General features: G+C 45.8%; 21 protein-coding genes and 2 tRNA genes. 15 read left to right on the top strand and 8 right to left on the bottom strand.

From position 1 onward, the window contains the following. The first annotated feature begins 233 nt into the window (after positions 1-233). Positions 234-545 carry a hypothetical protein gene (locus AB3114_RS04365; RefSeq protein WP_367342115.1) on the top strand — a complete coding sequence of 104 codons (312 nt, stop codon included), beginning with the start codon at positions 234-236 and terminating at the stop codon, positions 543-545. A 67-nt stretch (positions 546-612) separates the two neighbouring features. On the opposite strand, the gene AB3114_RS04360 is transcribed toward AB3114_RS04365, so the two are convergent. Then, on the bottom strand, positions 613-1,212 hold the full coding sequence (locus tag AB3114_RS04360) for a TetR/AcrR family transcriptional regulator (RefSeq protein ID WP_367342043.1): 600 nt from the start codon (positions 1,210-1,212) through the stop codon (positions 613-615). 190 nt (positions 1,213-1,402) lie between these two features. On the opposite strand from AB3114_RS04360, the gene AB3114_RS04355 reads away from it, so the two are divergent. From AB3114_RS04355 to AB3114_RS04330, 6 genes are all read left to right on the top strand, one after another. After that, positions 1,403-5,731 carry an acyl-CoA dehydratase activase-related protein gene (locus AB3114_RS04355; protein WP_367342042.1) on the top strand — a complete coding sequence of 1,443 codons (4,329 nt, stop codon included), beginning with the start codon at positions 1,403-1,405 and terminating at the stop codon, positions 5,729-5,731. A 192-nt stretch (positions 5,732-5,923) separates the two neighbouring features. Continuing rightward, positions 5,924-7,792 (top strand): acyltransferase family protein, encoded by a 1,869-nt coding sequence (locus AB3114_RS04350; protein ID WP_367342041.1) that lies wholly within the window; start codon positions 5,924-5,926, stop codon positions 7,790-7,792. 11 nt (positions 7,793-7,803) lie between these two features. Next, a complete protein-coding gene (locus tag AB3114_RS04345; RefSeq protein WP_367342040.1) occupies positions 7,804-8,628 on the top strand; it encodes a Cof-type HAD-IIB family hydrolase in 825 nt (274 codons plus the stop codon). A gap of 330 nt (positions 8,629-8,958) precedes the next feature. Beyond that, positions 8,959-9,594, top strand: a complete 636-nt coding sequence (locus AB3114_RS04340) for a LysM peptidoglycan-binding domain-containing protein (RefSeq protein ID WP_367342039.1) — start codon at positions 8,959-8,961, stop codon at positions 9,592-9,594. Between the two features lie 164 nt (positions 9,595-9,758). Continuing rightward, positions 9,759-10,187, top strand: coding sequence for an IS200/IS605 family transposase (tnpA, locus tag AB3114_RS04335; RefSeq protein ID WP_367342038.1), 429 nt, complete (start codon positions 9,759-9,761; stop codon positions 10,185-10,187). Positions 10,188-10,204: 17 nt separating this feature from the next. Continuing rightward, positions 10,205-11,365 (top strand): RNA-guided endonuclease TnpB family protein, encoded by a 1,161-nt coding sequence (locus tag AB3114_RS04330; protein WP_367342037.1) that lies wholly within the window; start codon positions 10,205-10,207, stop codon positions 11,363-11,365. A gap of 96 nt (positions 11,366-11,461) precedes the next feature. On the opposite strand, the gene AB3114_RS04325 is transcribed toward AB3114_RS04330, so the two are convergent. The 6 genes from AB3114_RS04325 to AB3114_RS04300 form a co-directional block, all read right to left on the bottom strand. After that, entirely contained in the window at positions 11,462-11,641 is a 180-nt protein-coding gene (locus AB3114_RS04325; RefSeq protein WP_367342036.1) for a hypothetical protein, read from the bottom strand. Positions 11,642-11,851: 210 nt separating this feature from the next. After that, on the bottom strand, positions 11,852-12,316 hold the full coding sequence (locus AB3114_RS04320) for a flavodoxin (RefSeq protein ID WP_367342035.1): 465 nt from the start codon (positions 12,314-12,316) through the stop codon (positions 11,852-11,854). Positions 12,317-12,439: 123 nt separating this feature from the next. Next, positions 12,440-12,512: transfer RNA gene (locus tag AB3114_RS04315), tRNA-Gln, on the bottom strand. 46 nt (positions 12,513-12,558) lie between these two features. Continuing rightward, the gene (locus tag AB3114_RS04310; protein WP_367342034.1) at positions 12,559-12,732 is read right to left on the bottom strand and encodes a hypothetical protein; all 174 of its coding nucleotides are present in this window, start codon (positions 12,730-12,732) and stop codon (positions 12,559-12,561) included. Between the two features lie 12 nt (positions 12,733-12,744). After that, a complete protein-coding gene (locus tag AB3114_RS04305) occupies positions 12,745-13,056 on the bottom strand; it encodes a hypothetical protein (protein WP_367342033.1) in 312 nt (103 codons plus the stop codon). Continuing rightward, entirely contained in the window at positions 13,053-14,198 is a 1,146-nt protein-coding gene (locus AB3114_RS04300; RefSeq protein WP_367342032.1) for a helix-hairpin-helix domain-containing protein, read from the bottom strand. Before AB3114_RS04300 ends, AB3114_RS04305 begins: the two co-directional genes overlap by 4 nt. A gap of 137 nt (positions 14,199-14,335) precedes the next feature. Between AB3114_RS04300 and AB3114_RS04295 the strand changes: the two genes are divergently transcribed. The 8 genes from AB3114_RS04295 (at position 14,336) to AB3114_RS04260 (ending at position 23,373) form a co-directional block, all read left to right on the top strand. Next, positions 14,336-14,665, top strand: a complete 330-nt coding sequence (locus tag AB3114_RS04295) for a hypothetical protein (protein ID WP_367342031.1) — start codon at positions 14,336-14,338, stop codon at positions 14,663-14,665. 55 nt (positions 14,666-14,720) lie between these two features. Next, a tRNA-Glu gene (locus tag AB3114_RS04290) sits at positions 14,721-14,793 on the top strand. 792 nt (positions 14,794-15,585) lie between these two features. Continuing rightward, positions 15,586-17,049, top strand: a complete 1,464-nt coding sequence (locus AB3114_RS04285; RefSeq protein ID WP_367342030.1) for an ABC transporter substrate-binding protein/permease — start codon at positions 15,586-15,588, stop codon at positions 17,047-17,049. A 12-nt stretch (positions 17,050-17,061) separates the two neighbouring features. Next, a complete protein-coding gene (locus AB3114_RS04280; RefSeq protein ID WP_367342029.1) occupies positions 17,062-17,805 on the top strand; it encodes an amino acid ABC transporter ATP-binding protein in 744 nt (247 codons plus the stop codon). A 250-nt stretch (positions 17,806-18,055) separates the two neighbouring features. Beyond that, positions 18,056-18,619: a hypothetical protein gene (locus AB3114_RS04275; RefSeq protein ID WP_367342028.1), complete on the top strand. Its 564-nt coding sequence runs from the start codon at positions 18,056-18,058 to the stop codon at positions 18,617-18,619. A gap of 160 nt (positions 18,620-18,779) precedes the next feature. Beyond that, entirely contained in the window at positions 18,780-20,522 is a 1,743-nt protein-coding gene (locus tag AB3114_RS04270; protein ID WP_367342027.1) for an ABC transporter ATP-binding protein, read from the top strand. After that, complete coding sequence (locus AB3114_RS04265) at positions 20,515-22,347, top strand: ABC transporter ATP-binding protein (protein ID WP_367342026.1); 1,833 nt, start codon at positions 20,515-20,517, stop codon at positions 22,345-22,347. Before AB3114_RS04270 ends, AB3114_RS04265 begins: the two co-directional genes overlap by 8 nt. A gap of 18 nt (positions 22,348-22,365) precedes the next feature. After that, positions 22,366-23,373, top strand: a complete 1,008-nt coding sequence (locus tag AB3114_RS04260; protein ID WP_367342025.1) for a serine hydrolase domain-containing protein — start codon at positions 22,366-22,368, stop codon at positions 23,371-23,373. A 59-nt stretch (positions 23,374-23,432) separates the two neighbouring features. Here the strand turns inward: AB3114_RS04260 and AB3114_RS04255 are convergent, their stop codons facing one another. Beyond that, entirely contained in the window at positions 23,433-23,714 is a 282-nt protein-coding gene (locus tag AB3114_RS04255; protein ID WP_367342024.1) for a hypothetical protein, read from the bottom strand. Between the last annotated feature and the right edge of the window lie 16 nt (positions 23,715-23,730).

Here is a 23,730-nt window from a genome sequence, read left to right as displayed (position 1 = left end):
TGTATTAGTATTAGTCGGCGCAGTAGTTTGGGAATCGGCATTGGCGCTGGTTCCTAGAGCCACAGTTGCTAGCACGGCAGCTGTAGCAAGCACCATTCTTCTTTTTTTCAATATTACATCTCCCCATATAGTTCATCGACTACTATTATACTGCGAAATAAGTAAAAGGAAAATGAAGGCTTCACAATGTTGATACTGGCCAATGTATAATGGAAATGAAAGAGAGTGAAAAAATGGAAGAACAACACGAAGTTTTAGACATGATCGAAGAAATTACTAGGAAGGATGGGACTAAGTATTATGAAATCGGCAATATGGTCCATAATGGCCGGGCAGAACTCGCAGCTGATCGTGGTTTTATCAAAGAAGTACGGATTTTGAAACTTAACATTCCGCATACCCAAATGGTGCAGAAGTATGAACACTACGTAAATACCCACTATAAGATGCAGACTGAAGATATGGACCATTGGGACGAGTGGAAACGAACTCCGCAAGCAGATAAGTATGTTGCGGCTATTTTGAAGGAAAATCATATTGGTTAAATTCACTACAAACGACAACAGGGCATGATCAGAAGCTTTACTTAGCTTCCCGTCATGCTCTGTTTTCTTATTCAACTTTGATACCCACCAACTTCAAGTGCCCATTGCGCATCAGCTCGACGTACAGCTTGGCCAGTTGTTTAGCTGACATCCGGGTGTCTGTTCTCAACCACCACTGGAGCACCCCGATGAAAGTGGAGACCAGGTAAGTGAGAACCAGTTCGGCCGGGACGTTGCTATTGCGACGAATACCGAGTTTCAGTAAGACGCCGGTAATATTAGATTTCAGCATCTGCTTTAATTGATCCAAGAGTTTAGTGGAATTTGTGTTATTCAGAATCAACAGGAAAATCTTTCGTTGCCGTTTAACTTCCTTGAAGACGCCGGCCAGCCGTTCCGTAACGAGTTCAGCTTGGATGTGGCCGTGACGGAATAATTCGGGCGCCCGCAGGGGAGAAAAAGTTCCCATTGCTAAACGAAAGACTTGTTCATAGAGATCGTCTTTATCGGTGAAGTGAGCGTAGAAAGTGGCCCGGTTGATCATTGCCCGGTCCGCGATTTGCTGGACGGTTACCACATCGATTCCTTCTTCGTTTGCTAAATCGACAAAAGCTTGAATGATATTCTGTCGCGTCCGAACGACACGGATATCCATTTTTTTAGTCATTACGCTCACTCCTTTACAAAATGTTACATTTTCTTTAATTATACAACACTAACCAACAAAGTGTTGGCTAACCGACAAAGTGCCGGAAATTGACGGACAACTTTGCCGATCTTAGCGCTAAAATAAATTTCAACATGGGTCAGTGAATGCTGACTGACGAAGCAATGTAAATTCAGTTGGAGGCTTTTGAATGAGCGAAGAACGACTATATGGCGGGATTGATGTTGGTTCGACAACGGTCAAGTTGGTCATTACTGATAAGGATGATAACCAGAAGTTTGCCCGTTATGAACGGCACTACTCTGACGTCAAACACGCAAGTGAAAAAGTATTAAAAGAAGCGGTGGAAGAAATCGGTGGCGACACCCCAATTTCATTCACTATCACTGGTTCTGGCGGAATGGGCCTGGCCAATCTCTTGCAGCTGAAGTTTGTTCAAGAAGTAATTGCCTGCACCAAGACGGTTGAAGAAGTAATTCCTCAGACGGATGTTTCAATCGAACTCGGTGGGGAAGATGCCAAGATCACCTTCTTCGGCGATTCCCTGGAACAACGGATGAACGGGAGCTGTGCCGGCGGTACCGGGGCCTTCATCGATCAAATGGCCACTTTACTGGATACTGACGCGGCTGGTTTGAACAAGTTGGCTCGTGATGCCAAGACCATCTACCCAATCGCTAGTCGTTGCGGGGTTTTTGCTAAGACTGACGTTCAACCCCTGATCAACGATGGTGCCCGTAAAGAGGACATCGCTGCTAGTGTCTTCCAGGCCGTCGTTAACCAAACGATCGCCGGTCTGGCTGCCGGTCACAAGATTAAAGGTAACGTCGCCTTCTTGGGTGGTCCGCTGTACTTCATGGACCAGCTGCGGAAACGGTTCATCGTTACTCTGGACCTGAAGCCGGAGCAGGTTATCTTCCCAGAATCACCACAACTCTTCGTGGCCATGGGTGCCGCAATCTACGCTAAGGATCAGCCGGTCACCAGCTTGAACGGTTTGCTGAAGCTGATCAAGAACGGTGACGACTCCATGCTGAAACCGTCTCACGCTCTACAGCCGCTCTTCAAGAACGAAGAAGAACTGGCAGAATTCCGTAAACGTCACGCTAAAGACCGGGTGGAATCGCGTGACTTGCAATCCTACCATGGCGTTGCTTTCTTGGGGATCGATGCTGGTTCGACGACGACCAAGGTTGTTTTGATGTCTGAAGACCGGAAGATCCTGTACACCTTCTACGACAGCAACGATGGTGATCCACTTAAGAAGACCGAACAGATTATGCGCGATCTTCATAGCAAGTTGCCAAAGGACGTTGTGATTGGTAAGGCTGCAGTTACCGGTTATGGGGAACACCTGATTAAGAATGCCCTCAACGTGGACGTCGGCGAAGTTGAAACGGTGGCTCACTACCGTGCCGCCCACTACTTCCAACCAGACGTCGACTTCATCCTCGACATCGGTGGCCAGGATATGAAGGCGATGCAGGTTAAGAACGGGGCACTTTCTACTATTAAATTAAACGAAGCTTGTTCTTCTGGTTGTGGTTCCTTCCTGGAAACCTTTGCTAAGGGCCTCAAGTATGACATCAAGGACTTCGCCCAGAAGGCATTATTGGCCAAAGACCCTTGTGACCTCGGTTCACGTTGTACCGTCTTCATGAACTCTAAGGTTAAGCAGGTACAAAAGGAAGGGGCAACGATCGGTGACATTTCTGCCGGTCTGTCCGTTTCAATCATCAAGAACGCCCTCTTCAAGGTAATCAAGATGCGGAAACCTGAAGACATGGGGAAGCACATCGTCTGCCAAGGTGGGACTTTCTACAATGACGCTGTTCTGCGGGCCTTCGAAAAGATCGCGGGTGTCGACGTCATTCGGCCAAACATCGCCGGCCTGATGGGTGCCTACGGGGTTGCTCTGATCGCTCAACACGCCTACAAGAAGGGTGATAAGACCCAAATGCTTTCGGTTGACCAGATGGCTAACCTTAAGCTGACCAAGGAACACCGTCACTGTGGTGGTTGTGAAAACAACTGTCTGCTGACGATCACGACGGTCAATGACGGACGGAAGTTTGTCACTGGCAACCGTTGTGAACGTGGGGTTGAACGGGGGCTGAAGCTCCATACCCACAAGGAAAATGGTAAGATCAACCTGGTTGAGGAAAAGTACAAGTTGCTCTTCTCTTACCGTCCACTGCGGAAGAAGTTAGCTACTCGCGGGATGATCGGGATGCCACGGGCATTGAACATGTACGAAGATTACCCATTATGGGTTACCTTCTTCAATAAGCTGAAGATCCGGGCCGTCCTTTCCCCAAAGAGCAGTGAACGTCAGTACCAGAAGGGTATGGAAACCATTCCTTCCGATACGGTTTGCTACCCAGCTAAGCAGGTTCACGGTCATATCCAAGCCTTGATTGACCACGGCTTCAAGCGGATCTTCTACCCGGCCGTCGTTTTTGAACGGGAAGAAGATAAGAACGCCCAAAACCATTACAACTGCCCGATCGTGCAGTCTTACCCACAGGTCATCAAGAACAACGTCGACGAAATCCGCAATGGTAAAGTTGACTACCGTGACCCATACCTGAACTTAGCCGACCATAAGTCAACGGCTAAGAACCTGTACGAATGCTTTAAGGACCTTGGCGTGACCGAAAAAGAAGTCAGCGAAGCACTGGAAGACGGTTATGCTGCTCTGGCCGACTTTAAGAAGAAGATTCAGGACCGCGGTGAAGAAACCCTAATCGCCCTGCGTGAAAACGGTGAACGGGGGATTGTCCTTGCTGGTCGTCCATATCATTTGGACCCTCAGATCAACCACGGGATCGCCAAGATCATGACTTCAGAAGGTTTTAATGTCCTGACTGAAGACTCTATCTCACACTTGGGCAATGTTCGTGGACTGCGGGTTGTCAACCAGTGGATGTACCACTCCCGTCTTTACGCTGCCGCCAAGGTTGTTGCCAAGACACCAAACCTTGAATTCGTCCAACTGAATTCATTCGGTTGCGGGATCGACGCGATCGACTCCGACCAGATCGAAGAAATTCTGGAACGTCACAACAAATTGTACACGGCCCTGAAGATCGATGAAGGAACTAACATGGGTGCTATTCGGATTCGTCTGCGTTCATTGAAGGCTGCTGTTAAGGAACGTGAAGAACGGCACATCGAACCGAAGAAGTTGGCTGATGCACCAAAGCCGGTTTCCTTTACTAAAGACATGAAGCAAAAGGGTTACACGATCCTCCTGCCAATGATGTCGCCAATTCACCAGGCTGGAATGATCGATACGGCATTGCGTGCTTCCGGCTACAACGTCGTGCAGATGCCAATCAAGGACCACCATGCCGTTGATGTAGGTCAAAAGTACGTTAACAATGATGCTTGCTACCCAGCTATCATCTCAATTGGCCAGCTGGTTGAAGCACTGCAGTCTGGCAAGTACGACGTCAACAAGACGGCCATCATGATGACCCAAACCGGTGGTGGCTGCCGGGCAACCAACTACATTCCGCTGATTCGGAAGGCGGTCGCTGACGCGGGCTTCGGTCAAGTGCCGATCGTTTCATTGTCAATGGGTAACCAGGGAGTTGAAGATACACCAGGCTTTACCTTTACCTTACCGTTGCTGAAGCGGGTAGCTGTGGCCTTCCTCTACGGGGACCTCTTCGAACGGGTTCTTTACCGGACTCGACCTTACGAAGCCGTCAAGGGCTCGGCAAACAAGCTCCACCACGAATGGTTGCAACGGATTCAACCGGATATCAAGTCTGGTAGTTTCCGGATGTTCCGCAAGAACATCAAGGCTATCATCCACGACTTTGACAATCTGCCGATGAATGAAGTGGTTAAGCCAAAGGTTGGGGTTGTCGGTGAAATCCTGGTTAAGTACTCACCAATTGCCAATAACGACGTTGTGGGCACGATCGAACGCGAAGGTGCCGAAGCCGTTGTTCCTGACATCGTTGGCTTCATGGAGTATTCATTGGTCAACCAGATTTATCGTTACCAACATTTAGGTGGGACCACGAAGGCACGGCTCTTCGCACAGTTTGGCCTCTCACTGATCAACCACTGTGAAAAGCCACTGGACAAGGCTCTGCGGGCTTCCAAGCACTTTGAAGGGATCACCCCATTCAAGGAAATTGCTAAGCAGTCCAGCCGGGTTCTTTCCCTGGGCAACCAAACCGGTGAAGGTTGGTTCCTGCCTGGTGAAATGATTGAATTGTTGAACTCCGGCGTGCCAAACATCATCTGCATGCAGCCGTTTGGTTGTCTGCCGAACCAAGTTGTCGGCAAGGGGATGATGAAGGAGATGCGGCGTGACTTTAAGGGCGCCAACATCACCGCCATTGACTACGACCCAGGTTCGTCAATCGTTAACCAATTGAACCGGATCCGGCTGATGATGGCCACTGCTAAGAAGAAGTTGGCTGAAGCCGGGACACCAGTTGGGACGCCAATTGTCAATGGTAAGCCAGTACCAGAGAAGGCACCGGTGTCGGTAGATTAATAGCTGAATAAAATAAGGAACGACTCAAGAGAAATCAATTGATTTCTTTTGAGTCGTTTTTGCTCTTTTGGGTGGGACAATTTAAATGTAAAATAATTTGAAAAAATGCTCTACGTGCCTATACGGCAACGTTGGTGATCGCTATAATAGTACAAGTAAGTTTGAGCTTTAAAGTATTTGGAGGAGACAATCATGCGGATTGAGCCCGCGTTTACTGAAGAACAAATGGGGGGACACCGGCACTTTGTAACTGGAATTGACGGTTTACGTGCTCTGGCAGTTATTGGTGTAATTGTTTACCACCTCTTACCATCTGTGATGCGTGGTGGTTATTTGGGAGTTCCACTGTTTTTGCTGATTTCAGGCTACTTTGTCACTGATCAGTTGCTCCATCGATGGGACACCTTTGGTAATTTGGATGTTGGCAATTTTTATATCCGACGCATTAAGCGCTTGTACCCGACCTTATTGACGATGTTGGTTGCGACGAGTGCCTATATTACTGTTTTTGCGCGACCATTACTGCATCAATTGAGGGCCATTTTCCTGACGAATGTGTTAGGTGTCTACAACTGGTGGGAAATTTTGCATGGTCAGTCTTATTTTGATCGTTTTGCGGCCCAATCTCCATTTACCCACATGTGGACAATGGGGGTCGAAATTCAGTTCTACCTCTTATGGCCTATCATTCTGTGGCTACTGTTGCGGTTCTTTAAGCATCGCTCGACAGTGCAGTCGATAGTGCTCGTATTGGCGATTCTCTCTGCAGTGGAAATGGCGGTTTTGTATAACCCAGCTAACGTTAACCGGGTTTATTACGGAACTGATACTCGTGCATTTTCACTCATGCTTGGTTCATGGTTGGCATTCGTGTGGCCGCGTAGGCGTCTGCGTGCCAATCTTGACCGATCCGGCGCCTTAACACTAGACGTAATTGGGATTATCGGTCTTGGCTTAACCATCGTTAGTTTCTTCTTGATGAGCGGGGTTGCAGCATCGACCTACCGTGGCGGGATGTTTTTAATGAGTTTAATTGGAATGCTACTGTTGGCCACGATTGTGCATCCTGGTGCTCAGATGAATAGTTGGCTGACTAACCCACTGTTTGCCTGGTTAGGTCGTCGCTCCTACGGTATTTATGTTTACCAATTTCCGGTAATGGTTTTCTACGAGCAGAGGATACCAATCGGTAACCACCCGTACCTCAATGCGGTTGTGGAAATTATCATTATCTTGTTAATCAGTGATGTTTCTTATCGTTTTATTGAGCGGCCGTTGACTCATTTTTATTGGACAAACTTATGGATCGTTTTGAGAGGATGGGTGACGAATATGTCTGGACATTGGAAGGAGTGGGCAACCACAATTCCATGTATCGTTTTGATTGCTACGGCTGGCATCGGTCTAGCAAGCCCGGAAAGAGCGCCAAAAGCTAATGCGGTTCAGAAGCGCATCCAACGTTCACATAAGCAAGCTGCAGCCCATAACAAGGCGGTGGCTGAAGGCAAGGTGCCAGTAGTTAACACGAGTAGCAATTCTGTCAAAAAGAAGTATGATTTATCGACGAGCCAACTGCGTCGCGCAGGTCAACTGAAAGTTACTGCTATTGGGGATTCTGTGATGGATGATGCTTCCGGTAGTTTGCAGGAAGTAATGCCACACTCATATGTTGACGCCAAAGTTGGCCGACAGGGGTCGGAAGCTCCAGACGTCATCAACCACCTGAAAGCCGATCACCACTTGCAAAAGATTGTGGTCGTTAATCTTGGTACCAATGGGGCGATGACTACCCAAACGGTTCAACAGATTCTGGACGCCATTGGACCGGATCACCAGATTTACTGGGTTAATGCCCACATTCCAACCAAGGATTGGCAGGCTGCAGTCAATAAACAAATCTTGCAAGTAGCAAAACAGCGCAAAGACGTTTATTTAGTTGACTGGTATGGCCTCAGTAAACAGCATCCGGAATGGTTTGCTTCCGATGGGGTTCATATGAACGACAAAGGGAACGCTCAGTTTACCCGCTTGATCGTCACAACAATTCTGAAACATAATTAAAGGAGAAAAACATGATTAAACTGATTGCTTTGGATATGGATAACACCCTCCTGAATAGCAAAAAAGAGATTAGTGAACGCAACACGACTGTTTTAAAGAAATTGCATGATCAGGGGATTAAAGTAGTTTTGTGTACTGGACGGCCGATCAACGCCATCTGGAACTACATTGAACAACTTGGCTTAACCGAAGCAGATGATTACACTATCACTTTCAATGGTGGTTTGGTCATCAACAATACAACTAAGGAATCACTGTTTCGGTTAGGAATGTCGTATGACAAGCTCAAGCCGGTTTATGATTACGCTAAGGCGGGGCATTTCCCGATGAACGTCCTCAACTTCTCAGAAGTGTTTGAACTGACAGGAATGGACACACCTTCTTATTATTCACACGTCATCCACAACATTGCTTATCACAAGGCTGCCTTGGACGATCTGCCTAAGGACGACCTTTACAGTAAGATCATCATGTCGGCTCAGCCAGAAGTGTTGGATCGGGCAGAGCAGAATGTACCAGAAGACATTCAGAATGATTATCATGTAACCCGTTCGCAGCCCGTGGTACTGGAATACCTTCCACCCAAAGTAGATAAGGCTTTGGGTCTGGAAAAATTGCTCCAGCATTTTGGAATGACGTTTGCCAATTTGATGACCTTTGGCGATGGTGATAACGATCTGGGAATGACCAAGGCGGCTGTGGCTGGCAATGGCCTGGGGGTAGCAATGGCTAACTCTATTCAAGCGATGAAGGATGCAGCCAATGTCCATACCTCAAGCAATGATGATGACGGTGTCGCAGATTACTTAGAAAAGTACTTTGCAACAAAGCTGTAATAAAGCTGATTAATAAGACCTTTTTGGAGGCAAAAAACAATTTTTTGAGTTTTTTTACCTTTAAAACGGTCTTTTTTTGGTCTTATTGGTAGATAGACCAATTAAAACTTAGGCAGACCAAAAAAGTGGGATAGATTGGGCTCTTGGACGAAAAGTTAAAACAATTTTAAGTTCTCTGATGGAAGAATGTTACAAAACATTACAAAAAAGTACCTAAAACGGCAAATTCGATATTTGTTTGTTACTTCTGCGTAATATAAGACGACTATCATAATAGCTGTTGAAACGAACAGCAAGATAAACATTTTTCCAAAGGATGGTTATTGATATATGTTAAAGAAAAACTTGACGAAGGTTATTGCAACTGTTGGTGCTATGGCTGCTGGGGTAGCTGCGGGGACCGCCGCAGTTCACGCTGACTCAATTTACACCGTACAGAGTGGTGACACCCTGTCAGGGATTTCCATGAAGTTCACTAACGATATCAGCAAGGTTAATGAACTGGCCCGGATGAACAACATCCAAGATATTAATAAAATCTACGTTGGCCAAAAGCTGCTGATTAAGAGCGATGGTGAAATCCAACAAGCCACTGCTCAACAAGTTGCTACTCTGCCAGCAGCAATTAACGCTAACCAGAGTTCAAACGCTACTAGTCAAAACAGTCAGAGTTCTAGTCAGTCATCAACGACTAACAATAGCTCTAACTCATCAAGCAACAGCAGTGACCAGAATCTGTCAGGTTCTGAAGCCGCAGCTAAGGCTTGGATTGCCCAACGCGAATCTGGTGGCAATTACAATGCTCAAAATGGTCAATACGTTGGTAAGTACCAGCTTTCTGCTAGCTACTTAAACGGTGACTACTCACCAGCCAACCAGGAACGGGTTGCTAACCAGTACGTGGCACAGCGTTACGGTTCATGGGTTAACGCTCAAGCTCACTGGGAAGCTAATGGTTGGTACTAAAATTTAATAATGAAATAATTAAAGCTATCTGCTCGTCATACGATGGGCAGATAGCTTTTTTGAAAACGGGCAAGGAAACACGTTCTTTTAAGGACGTGATGAATTGCCCTCTTTTTGTGTCCTTTGGACACATGGATTCACTTAAATATGATATAATTATTGATATGAAAGATACTAATAGGCTTACATATGGGAGAACATCTGTCTATAATCTGAATTACCACATCATTTGGGGTACCAAGTATCGCAATAAGGTGCTTACCGGCCATGTAGAGGAGGTATTTAAGGCCTTAGTACAAGATATTGCGAAACAATATGGCTTTGATATTGCCCATTTGGAAATCGGCAAAGACGATCATGTTCACCTCTTAGTAAGCGCACCACCAAAATTATCAGTGACTAACATTGTTCGTTGGCTCAAAGGCATTACAGCTTACCAGCTGTTCCGTCAATGTCCTGAACTGAAAACTAGTTACTGGAAACAACAAGGCCGTCATTTGTGGTCACCCAGCTACTATGTGGAAAGCATCGGGGCCGTAAATGAACAAGCAGTAGCTAAATATATTGACGATCAGCGTAAAAAAGAACAGTAGAAAAGAGGTGAAATCCGATGGTCAAAGTAGTTAAAGGGGTCAAACTTCGTTTGTACCCTAACCATACTCAAATCAATTTAATTTGGCAGATGTTTGGCAATGATCGCAAAGTCTGGAACTTAATGCTCGACATGGCTCAACAGCGCTATCAGAACAATCCACATAGCCAATTTGTAAATGAATATGGCATGAACTACCTTTTGAAACGTTTAAAGCAAGAATATCCTTATTTAAAATTAAGCGATTCAACCAGCTTTTTAGTCGTTAACCATAATTTGGCTCTCGCCTTTAAAGCTCTCTTTAAGCATCGTGGGGGTTATCCGCGCTTTAAATCACGACACCACTTGCGACAAGCCTATACTGGTCGTTCCATTTGTCAGGTAGAAGCTAAGCGACGCATGAAATTGCCAAAACTGGGTAGTATTCGTACCAGTAAGACCGGCCAATTGGCCCACAGCAAGATTAAGCGTTACACGATTAGCTACGACCCGACGGGTCGTTATTACCTGTCACTGCAAGTAGAAGCAGAGATTAAGTCACTACCTAAAACGGGCCGATCGGTAGGCATTGATGTAGGTGTAGCTGATCTAGCTATCGCTTCTACGGGGCAAAAATATGCCACTTTTAACGCCCATTGGCAAGAAAAACAGGTCACTCGCTGGCAATCAAAATTTAGCCGGCGAAAAGACTTAGCTGAAGAGGCAGTGAATCAGTGGAACCATAGCCATAAAACTATCAAAGAAGACTTGAATGATTACCAAAACTGGCAAAAAGCTAGAATGATCAAGGCCCGTTACCAAAAGGCAGTGGCCAATAAACGCCAAGACTATTTGCAAAAGCTGACCACCAATTTAGTGAAACATTACGATGTAATTGTGATTGAAGATTTGAAAACCAAAAATCTTCTTAAGAACCATTGCTTAGCTAAATCCATTGCCAACGCTAGTTGGCGTCAGTTTCGCATCATGCTGGAATACAAGTGTACTTGGTATGGTAAAAAGCTAATTACCATCAACGCCAAGGACACTAGTCGCATCTGTTCTAAATGTGGCTTTAACAGTGGCCCTAAACCATTGAAAATTCGTGAATGGACGTGCCCCAAGTGTGGTACCCATCACGATCGAGATATTAATGCGGCAGTTAATATCTTACATCGAGGATTAAAAGCCGTTGGCTAGGGACTAGCCATGGTAAAAGAACGAAGTTCTGTAAGTTGGGTAGCATGAATACATGCGCAATACCCCAAATACTACTTCGTGTTCCCAGAAGCTCGGTCATTCATGGCCGAGTAGTTCACCTTGGGTATCCTTGCCATAGTTAAGGATGGTGTTAGCTTTGTCATCGGCCAATTGCGTTGCCAATTGTTTAGCTTGGTTGAGCTGATCGGCGGAAAGGTGTTTCTGTAATTCAGGTAATTCTGAATTGGTTGGTTGAATTTGGTTTTCTTGACCCATTATTTTGCCTCCCAAAAGTATTTTATCAGTAGATATATCATTAGCAGTATACTGCTATCTACTCAATAAAATAATGGCAAAAAGAAAGCGCTTTGTCAACGCATTTTAGCTTATCAGTCTATTAGTAATATAATAAATTCTTATTTGGGCTGACAAAAAAATCCACCAATTTTCTGTACGAAAGTTGGTGGATCTTTGATTGTAATGAACCTAGCCTAACCAGCTATCCACTTCACGCTGACTGGCGCCAGCTGCAAAGCGCCGGCCGTCCTGCCAATTAACTGCTGGCCGAATCTGTTTGAGTTCGTTAAGGCTCTTGTCAATGGGACTGCTTCCAGAAGTGCAGAATGGGTAGACAGTCTTACCATCCAAAGCACCAGTGTCTAATAAAGTGTCTGTGACCCGGGCTGCTTGGCCCCACCAGATGGGATAGCCCAGGTAAATGGTGTCATACCGACTGAGATCGGGCTGGTTAGCGATGGCTGGGCGGGCATTGCTGTCGTTCATTTCGCGATTAGCGCGGGAATTGTCATTATGCCAATCGATGTCGGCATCCGAGTAGGGTTGAGCTGCCTGGTATTCCAATAGATCAGCACCAGTATTGTGAGCAACTTTTTCGGCAATGCCTTTTGTATGACCAGTACGAGAGAAGAAAACAACTGCGCTTTTACTCATGAAACATCTTCCTTTCGTTAATTCATTCACTAATAATTATAGTCCAGTGCTGAATAACCTGGAAGAAAAGGCTTTCAAATTTAAGTAAAAGAAAAACGCCAGCTGATAGCTGACGTCAAGTAATTGGGCATGCTGGGGTCGAACCAGCAAATTATGGATCCAGGGTCCACCGCCTTACCAGTTTGGCTAATGCCCAATATCTGCATTGCCTAAGCAACGATTAATAGTATACCCAATCAAACTCAATTATGCAATACTTTTGTCAGATTTTTCTCTTCTTTTTTAATTGATTGCATCCACTGGCCGGTGCGGAAGCCGCCCCATTTTTGGATACCGGGATCATGATACTGTTCACTGAAAAAATGACTGGCCATTTTGTTAGCCGTCATGTCATCATATTTCTTAAGTTGGTCCATTTGCTTTTCCTCCTATTTGAGATGGTGTAACCAGCGTTGCAGTGCCCGCTGCGTTTCAGGATCAAAATTAATAAATTGAATTGGAAATTGATAACGGCTGCGAAAAGCAGACAGTGTTTCTTTGAGTTTTTCTAAATGATCATCTTCTCCGCCGAGCGGGTAGGAATAAGTGCTGACCCCGAGGCGTTTGACATAGAAAAAATAATTAAAACGGTGGTCTGGGTGATAATGCACTACAGCTAGCCAGTAGCGGTGATGTGGCAGTTGGTGGAAATACTGAGGAATTTTTTGGTTGATAGATTTGCCGAGCTGACTACCTGTCATAACAAATCATCTCCAAAGAGGTTTAATTGTGTGTCGCCTTGCTGATGAAGGTTATTAAAACTCACTAGTACTTTTTTAACGGCATCACCGTGCCATAATTGGTGGAAATTAGAGTTGACACGTTGCCAGACTTCTTGGTCAGTAATCTTGTCGGGCAGTTCTTCATTGTGGGTAAATTGGCTGCGTTGACTGCGATCGTAAAAGCCGTTGGCGAGGTCGATGCCAACCACTAATGTGGAAGCGGCTAAATTCTTCTCGTGAAGTCGTTCTAACAAGTGATTGGTCACGTCTTTAAAAGTGCGCACCAGTTCGTTTTCGTTCATTGAACCTTCGTTGAGAACTTTGGAATTGCTGATGCTTTTTTGGCGGCGGGGGCGTGCGTCGTCGATGTGTGAACGATCGATTCCCCAAGCTGTGGCGTAAAGTGAAGTTCCCAGCTTTTGGCCGAAGATGGCTTGGAGGGCGTTAGGATCCGAATGAGCAATATCGCCCAGATTATGAATGCCCAAACGATTGAGTTTGTTTGCTGTTTGGGGGCCGATCCCCCAGATATTAGTCAGTGGTTCGATCTGCCAGACTTTTTCTGGAAGCTGCTCGTAAGTTAGGCGACCGACAAAGTTGGCGTCATGCTTTGCCAGCAGATCGAGGGCCAATTTAGCAAGCAGTGGATTGTCGCCGATGCCAACACTGGTAACCAGCCCCAGATGCTGACGAAAGCGTCGTTGGATCGCTCTGACGATGTTATCTACCGAAGGACCATATTGCTGCCAATGATGAGTGACGTCGAGGATCGATTCGTCGATTGAATAAGGGAGCAGTTCATTGGCGTGAACGAACTCTAGAAAGAGCCGGTTGAGTTGCCGATTCTTTTCTTCATATAAGTGCATCCGGGGTGGGACGATAATGAGGCGATCGTCATTAGTAAGATCGGTTTTGACGTCACGATTATGAATGCCAAATAATTGTTTGGCTGCTGGGGATGCAGCTACGATCATTCCATGAGCCGTGTGGCGGGTTTCACGCATGACGACTAATGGCGTAGTCAGTGGGTCCAAGCCACGCACGGTACATTCGACACTGGCAAAAAATGACTTCATGTCGACTACCAAAAACAAGCCATGTGGTTCATGCTGGTAATTCATGGTGATGCCTCCTTCTAGAAAATCCTTACTTATTGTATAAGTTGTTGGCAGGGCATCGCAAGAAATAAGCCAGATTACGTGATCAACACTTCTTGATCTGGTAAAATAGGGTTTACATAACGATTGGAGAGAGAAATATGGCAAGTAATTCAGACAGTATCTATAATGTATTGTCAAAACTCAAGCGTCACCCGGATCTTGCAATAGCGGCAAATGACCAGTATTCCAACACACTGTCGTTGATCATGCCTGATTCAATGAAGATTGCTGACGCAGAATTTTACTTTCCTGACAACAAACTGATGGTTAATCGTTTATCGCCTAACTTTGTATCTCAGAATGGTGATTTACTAGATTATTATTATCAACTGACGGACCGTGAAATCCCGGACTATCATGATGTGTGGGTCACGAGTTCACACGTTACGGCTAGCAAGCGTTACTTAATTGAACTGTCATTTGAATAAGGATGTTGACAACGAATGATAAAATCCGTATAATTTGTTGCGTATGTTAAGTTATTGCCCGCTGGTCAAATTGGTTAAGACGTAGCCCTCTCAAGGCTAAGTTACGGGTTCGATCCCCGTGCGGGTGATTTTTTTGTGCTTTCGTTAATTTTATAATTCCCAAAACGTTGATATGACGGCATTCTTGATTTTGAAAAAACTGCGGAAAACGTATTAAATGCGGAAAAATTAGCTGGCGGGCATGATTAGACTACTGTTTGAGCAGTGGTCTATTTTTTACTATAATAAAAGCCAATCAGTAGTTGGCCCGCTTGCTGGCACTAGATGATTGGCTATTGGTTAAAACTTAATGAGTGCAAAGATTAGTCCAGCTAGAACTAAAATGCCCCACCAAGAAATACGGATATAGATGTGCAAGGGAATCACCCCTTATCATTGGTATTATTTTAGTTAGTCAGGATAAAACCAATGACAAAATGATTTTACAAGTAAACAAAAGCATTGACAATATCTCAGGTTCACATATATTATTGGAGTTGGATATAGATGTGCAAAGTGGGACCTAGTCAATCCTACAATTAACATCCATGTGTTTAGCCTCCTACTATCTTGTTAGATAGTGGGGCTTTTTAATTACAGTAACAAATTCAACAACCTAATATTAGTTCAGAGCGACATTAAATAGTTTGGAACCAATATTAGGTTGTTTTGTTTCGGCAAAGCTTTTATTAAAAAATTCTCATTTAAAGACAAGCTTAATAATCTTAAGTCATGCCACAATCTTAGTTTTAAAAGTGATTTGTGCAAGCGCTGCCAGCTTTTATCGGTCTGCAATTCCCCAGAAAGTTTTGATTTATTAAGAATTAATGATAAACTATCATTAATCATCTTAGAAATTATTAATAAAGGGGACCTTAAATATGCAAGTTCGCATTAAAAGCCATTGGCTAGTCGCGTTAGCGGCTTTCCTGGCAGCATTTATTCTGGGCATCCAAGTCCAAACGACACGGGTCCATGCTGAACCAACTTACACAATTGGTACCAACACGACCTTTGCCCCATTCTCGATTCAAGATAAAAATGGGAAATATAACGGGAAGAATCCCGGAATTGAAATCGAAATGCTGAGAAAAATTGCGAAGCATGAACATTTCAAATACCGTTTCAAGATCATGAGCTTTAACGGTGACTTGCAGGCCCTCTCTAATGGTCAAGTTGACGCCGTTATGGCTGGGATGTCTGTTACTAATGAGCGGAAACAAAAGTTTGATTTTTCAACTCCTTATTACAATGATGGTGTTGTTGTTGCCGTTTCCAACAAAAAGCACATCACCTCAATGAAGCAGTTGAAGGGTCAACAAGTGGATGCTAAGTCTGGTACGACCGCTTCAATCATGGCACAAAAGTATCGTAAGAAGTATGGTTACCACATCAAGTACTTCCAGGACTCTAACACGCCTTACAACGACGTGAAGGTTGGTCACGCGGCTGCCGTCTTTGATGACCAACCAGTGCTTCAGTACTCGATTAAGAATGGTGTTCCGCTGAGGATCATGTCCAAGCACGCTGAATACTCCACCCCAATTGCCGTCGGTTACAAGAAGGGTCATAACAAGGCTCTGCAACGGAAGATGAATGATGGGATTCGTTGGATGAAGCGCACTGGTCAAATGAAGCAATTATTCAACAAGTACTTGAAGTCTAATGCTACTCATATTGACACTGCCAAGCAACGGACTATTCCTGGATTGATCAGAAATAACTCAACAGCCCTCTTACGTGGTCTGTGGGCAACTGTTTGGTTAGCCGTTGTCGGGATTATCCTCGCGGTTATCTTCGGTACTATCCTGGGTGTTCTGGGGATTGCTGATAACAAGATCCTTAATGGTATTTCAGCAGTGATCATTTACATCTTCCGTGGGATGCCAATGATGGTTTTAGCCTTCTTCATTTACATTGGATTGCCATCAGTTATCGGTCACAAGATTCCACTGAACGAAGCTGGTCTGTTAACATTGATGCTGGACGAAGGTGCCTACGTTGGTGCTATCGTCAAGGGTGGTTTTGAAGCCGTTGATCCTGGCCAATGGGAAGCTGCACGTTCACTAGGGATGCCTTACTACAAGGCTCTCTGGAAAGTTGTCGCTCCACAAGGATTTAAGCTGATGATTCCTTCACTGGTTAACCAATTCATCATTACCTTGAAGGATACGTCAATTCTTTCCGCTATCGGTGTCATGGAACTGACCGAAACCGGGACGGTTATCATCGCCCGGAACATGGAAGGATTCAAGATGTGGTTGATCATTGGTGTAATGTACATCATCATCATCACTATCCTGACGTGGTTGTCTAATTACATTCAAAGAAGAATGGCAAAGTAGGAGGTTGTTAGAATGGATTCACAATACAAGATTCAAATTAAGGACCTCCATAAGAGTTACGGAGATAACGAGGTCTTAAAGGGCATTAACATGAACGTCAAACCCTCAGAAGTGGTTTGCATGATTGGTCCTTCTGGTTCAGGAAAGAGTACTTTCCTGCGTTGCATTAACCGGCTGGAAGTGGCACAAGCTGGTCATATCTACGTTGATGGTTATGACATTGCTGATCCGAAAGAAAACATCGACAAGGTTCGGGAAAACATCGGTATGGTGTTCCAACACTTTAACCTCTTCCCTAACATGTCAGTGCTGGATAACATCACCCTGGCACCAATTCAGGTGAAGCATGAAAGCAAAGACCAAGCCGAAGAAGAAGCGATGAAGCTGCTTGAAACTGTTGGCCTGAAAGAAAAAGCTAACACCAATCCAACCAAGTTGTCTGGTGGGCAGCAACAACGTGTTGCGATTGCGCGGGCATTAGCCATGAAACCGGATGTGATGCTGTTTGACGAGCCAACAAGTGCGCTGGACCCCGAAATGGTCGGTGACGTGCTCGAAGTTATGCGCCGCTTGGCTAAGCAAGGGATGACGATGATTGTCGTTACTCACGAAATGGGCTTTGCTAAGCAGGTGGCTGACCAAGTAGTCTTCTTCCACGATGGTGTTATTCGTGAGCAGGGGACTCCTGAACAGATCTTTGATCATCCGCAACATGAAGATACGAAGAGCTTCCTTGATAAAGTTCTCAACGCTTAATGGCGATTGCGATTTCACATAATGAGAGCTGGCAGAAATGTCAGCTCTTTTTTGCGTCTTAATATTGCAACTTTGTTACGTAAATTAAGTAGATGATTGCAAGCGGTTGCAAATACTGGTACTTTAGCTTTTGATTCTAAGCTTTATACTTATTTAAGGATTAATTTGCTATTTATTGTTACATTTTTGTTGCAGATCAGTTACAATATAAACATAAGTTATCCAAGAGAATTGATCGGGGGTTGTAACGATGAAAGCACAAAAAGTTTTAACTAGTACGGTAATGTTGATGGCGGCTTTAGGTTTAGCAGGTTGCGCTAAGAACAGTAGTGCACCGGCTACCAACGAATCACACGTGCGGAGTGCGAAGGTTGCTAAGGCAAATTCACACAAAGCAGTTAAAACGGATAAGACCGCTAAGAATGCCAAAAATGATTCTAAAGCTTCCAGTGCTTCCACTAGCGTTGCAAGCTCCAATGTTGCTAGTTCTTCTCAAAGCAATAGTAATGTATCAGCTAACAGTCAATCTAAGCAGAGTGAAGCTAAGGCAACTGCTCCAGCAGCTGCTAGTTCTAGCCAATCAGTCACAGCTAACAGCAAGGCTGCTAGTTCTTCTAGCGTTACCGCTAAGAACCACAGCGAAGCAGTTCAGCTGGGATTAGGTGACACGGCTGTTTGGACGGATAACAAGGGTGTAACACACCACGTCAACAGTGATGGCCTTGACAAGCAGACTACCCAAAACAGCAATGCCGTTAGCTACAGCGACTGGTCCGGCAACCTTCCACAGGGTGTTAAGGTTGAACACAATTAAATAGGGGATATCACCAGACCCCCGAGCGACCGACAAAATCGTATGGTTTTGCCGATCGCTTTTTTTGATTTTTCGCATTGATTTGCTTAAAATAAAGCAGTTATTAAATCCGCTGTCGGTAGTGACGAGCGGTTATTTTTCTGTTTGAAAGGAGAAGGCAATGTTTAAAATCGCCAAAAGAACCCTCAATTGGTGGGCTGCCACAGCGGCCCTTCTCTTTATGTGCGTTCAGGTGGCCTGTGACCTTTACTTGCCAACCATTACGGCTAACTTGATTGACAAAGGGATTATGCGCCGTGACATGCATTATATTTGGATGATTGGTGGTGCAATGTTGCTGGTTGCCTTTATCGGTTTACTGGCGGCCGCCGGCAACGTCTTTTTTGCGTCGACCCAAGCGATGAAAGTCGGCGAGCGCTTGCGCAACATGATTTACTACAAGGTACTTCATTTTTCGAGTCGGGAACTTTCCAAGTTTGGCTCATCTTCGCTGATTACCCGGTCGACTAACGACATCGTCCAAATTCAAAATGTGATGGTGCAGATGATGCGGATGATGCTGATGTCGCCGATTATGTTAGTTGCCGCGATCGTGCTAGCGTACAACCGTGAACCACGCTTAACCCGGATTTTCATGATTTCTTTACCGGTACTCGCAATCGCCATTGTGATCGCGATGTTCTTTGCGATGCCGTATTTCAAGAGCATGCAACCGAAGATCGATAAGATTAACTTGATTTTCCGCGAAGGACTGACGGGTGTCCGGGTAATCCGGGCTTTTAATCAGGATAAGCGCGAGCAGAAGCGTTTTGCCCAAGCTAACGAAGAGTACACCCAGGTCGGCTTTAAGGCCTTCACCTGGATTTCCTTCCTGTTTCCGATCATGACTTTGATTTTGAGTATGACAAACGTCGGTATCACTTGGTTTGGGGCTCATTTGATTGCGGCACGGACGATGCAAGTCGGTAACCTGATTACTTTCATGACCTATTCCACCCAGATTATGATGAGTTTTATGATGCTGTCATTTGTCTTCGTCTTTGTTCCGCGGGCTGAGGTTTCGGCACGACGGATCAATGCAGTTTTGGATGAACCGATTGCCGTGACTGATGTACCTGAAGAACAACGTCAATCCTTGAAGAATGACCAACCAGCTTCACTGGAATTTCGTCACGTTTCTTTCCGCTATGATGGTGCCCAGCACTTGGCTTTAAAGGACTTGAACTGGAAAGTAACGGCGGGCCAGACGCTGGCGATTATCGGGGGCACCGGTTCTGGTAAATCGACGTTGGTCAACCTGATTCCGCGCCTCTTTGATCCAGAAAAGGGACAAATTCTCGTTAACGGCCAGGAAATCAAAAAACTCAGTATTCATGACCTGCACAGTTTGATCTCCATTACCCAGCAAAAAGCTGTTCTCTTTACGGGAACGATTCGTTCCAATTTGCAATTTGGCAACCATGCGGCATCTGATGATGAAATGTGGCGGGCACTAAAAATCGCCCAAGCCGACGACTTTGTCAAGGAACAGGGTGGTCTGGATGCTAAAGTTGAACAAGACGGGAGTAACTTCTCGGGTGGCCAGCGGCAACGCTTGGCGATTGCCCGGACGATTATTAAAAAGGCTTCGGTTTACATCTTTGATGATTCATTCTCGGCCCTCGACTTTAAGACGGACGCTAAATTGCGGCAGGCCTTGGCAGAAGATCAGGCTTTATCACAGAGTGTCAAGGTGATCGTTGCCCAACGGATTTCAACAGTTGCAGACGCTGACTTAATTCTTGTGCTGGAGGATGGGCAAGTCGTCGGTCAAGGGACGCATGAGGAATTGAAGGCTCACAATAAGACCTACCAAGCCATCCTGCATTCACAGATTCAGGAAGGGGATGAAGCCAATGCATAACCACAACAATAAGGGAGCACGTAAGGCCCAACACTTCTGGCCTTCCACCATGCGCTTGTTGATGTACCTGAAACCATGGTGGGCTGGCGTCATCGGTGCTGCTCTTTTGGCATTAGCTTCGACCATTTTGTCACTGCTTGCCCCGAAAGTGCTCGGTGAAGCGACGACGACTATTTACAACGGTATCATGAAGGGCTACCAGCTGACTAAACAAGGTCAACACTTAACCCAGTGGCCAATCGATTTCACCAAAATTATGCATATTGCGGTGATTGTCGTCTTGCTTTACGCCTTTTCTGGCTTGCTGAGTATGTTCGAACAGGTTGTTATGACCTGGATTAGCCAGCGGGTTGTCTTCAACTTACGGCGTGACCTCAAGGCCAAGATGGCACGGGTGCCCGTCAAATTTTATGATACGCATCCCAATGGCGATTTAATGAGCCGGATGACTAATGATATGGATAACATTGCGACGACGCTCCAGTCGAGTTTGATTGAATTGTTGACGAGTGCGGTTACCTTCGTCGGTGTGTTGGTTCTGATGTTCTCGATCAGTTGGCAACTGACCCTGGTCGCGCTGATTACCGTTCCACTGAGTATTTTGGTGGTGGCCTTTGTCGCTCCGTTGGCCCAGCGATTATTTTCGCGGCAACAAGCGGTACTGGGTGATATCAATGCCCAAGTGGAAGAAACGTTTGCTGGTCACACGATTGTCCGGACTTTTAACCACGAAGAGGATGAGGAGAAACGGCTGGCTGAGACTAACCACCATTATTATCAGGCGGCTTGGAAAGCCCAGTTCTTCTCCATCTTAATCTGGCCACTGATGAACTTTATCCGGAGCTTTGGTTACTTGAGCGTTGCCATCATCGGTGCTGTGCGGATGATCCACGGTCAGATTACCTTGGGTAACATCCAGGCATTCCTGCAATATACTAACCAGTTCTCTCAACCGATTACCCAGGTGGCTAACTTAGCCAACACCATTCAGATGACGATTGCTTCCGCCGAACGGATCTTTGCGGTTTTGGATGAACCAGAAATGTCCCATGAACTGGCACAGGTGCCGGTTAAGAAGGAACAGCCACAGCCAAAGATTGAATTCGACCACGTCAACTTTGCTTACGAGAAAGACGAACCGCTGATCGAGGACTTCAATTTAAAGGCTCCTGTTGGCGAGACGGTTGCCATTGTGGGTCCAACTGGTGCCGGCAAGACGACGATTATCAACTTACTGGAGCGCTTCTATGAAGTGCAGAGCGGCCATATTTATCTCGATGGTCACGATACGCGCTCGATGACTCGACCACAGTTGCGTAGCCATATTGCCATGGTGTTGCAGGACACCTGGCTCTTCAACGGCACGATCTTTGACAATATCAAGTATGGTCGCGAAAGTGCCAGTGATGATGAAGTTTATGCCGCTGCCAAGGAAGCCTACGCGGATGAATTTATCCGGGAATTACCAGATGGTTACCAAACCGTGCTGAATGAAGCTGCTTCTAATATTTCCCAGGGGCAAAGACAATTGCTGACAATCGCACGGGCCTTTCTGGCTAACCCTGAAATCCTAATTCTGGATGAAGCGACGAGTTCGGTGGATACACGGACGGAAACGCTGATTCAACAAGCGATGGAACGGCTGCAGCAAGACCGGACTAGCTTTGTCGTTGCCCACCGATTATCGACAATCCGGAATGCGGAACACATCATTGTTCTCAACCACGGGCACATCATTGAAACCGGCAACCATGATTCGTTGATGAAGAAGGGTGGCTTCTATGCCGACCTTTACAACAGCCAGTTTATCGGTAATAACCTTTAACGATGGAAGGCAAAATTAATGGCAGACTATGAAAAGACGAGACGTTTAATGCAAGCAATGGTCCACGACCGGGTAGTGCCTGGTTTGTCATACGTCATTTTCGACGGCGATTCTGAGTGGTCGGACACAATGGGACTTTCCCAGTGGCGTCCTGAACCAGAACCGTTAACGGCCGAGATGGTCTATGACCTGGCTTCGTTAACCAAAGTCGTCGGGACCGTTCCGCTGATTACCCAACTCATTCAGGAGGGCAAAGTTGCTTTTGACCAACCGGTGACGGACTTTTTGCCAGAACTAGATGATAGGGGACCGACGATTCAAAACCTATTGACCCATACGTCAGCGATCAGTGGTTGGATCCCGAACCGCAACCAACTCAATTGTCAGCAATTGACCCAGGCGTTCTTGCATGATATGAAAGTGGGAAACAACCTGAACCGCGAAATCAGGTACGCTGACGTCAACTTCATTTACCTTGGCTGGATCGCTGAACGGATCTGCCACGCCCCGGTTCAAGAACTGATCACCGAGCGGGTCTTGAAACCACTGGGGCTGAGTCACACGACGTTTCATCCCGCCAAAGAACAGGCTGTACCGACAGAGATTCAACCAGAACGTGGCTTGATCAAGGGAGAAACCCATGATCCTAAGGGCTACATTTTAGGTGAACATTGTGGTTGTGCCGGCCTCTTCAGTACTGCCCAAGACCTGGCAACTTACGGTAGGAGTTTAATTGAAGACCGGCTTGGTGGCCTTTTAAACCAATCGATGGTCGATGCCATCTTTGCTGACCAGACACCATTGCCGGGTGAGCACCTACGATCATTGGGCTGGCAACTCTATCATGACCCGCATGATCGTCACTACGTGATTGCCCACACCGGATTTACCGGCACCTGGATGATGTTAGATCGCCAACGTGACCGCGGCTTCATCTTCCTGTCCAACCGGGTGCACCCGCGGGCCAAGAATGATGAGTTCTTGCGGCGCCGTGGTCAGGTGATGGCAAGTTTTCTTAATGAATAAAAAAGACTGAGTTTCCTCAACATCAGCGAAGCTTGCTGACAGCGAGGAGCTCAGTCTTTTTAATTATGGTTAATTTTCATTGTGATCTGATCCAGTTGGTGGACGATCACGGCTTCGATCAGGAGTAGAATGCTGGCTAACAAGAGAAAGTAGCTGTCTGGTAGAACGAATAAGAGGATGATGATCACCCAGGTTGCGAGGTTCCAAATCCCTTCGATGCGAACGACGCCTTGCCACTTAGTAGTCAGCCCAGCTTCACTGATTTTGTCTTGGTGGAGATGCAGGTAGCCATTTAAGCGAAATTCCTGAAAGGAAATGATGATAAAGATAATCGTAATCACCGTTGTCAGAATCTCA

The organism is Limosilactobacillus sp. (genome assembly GCF_040772465.1).
In the GTDB taxonomy this organism is placed as follows: domain Bacteria; phylum Bacillota; class Bacilli; order Lactobacillales; family Lactobacillaceae; genus Limosilactobacillus.
The sequence above is the reverse complement of the archived record's forward strand: the minus strand, read 5'-3'. Positions and strand labels throughout refer to the sequence as shown.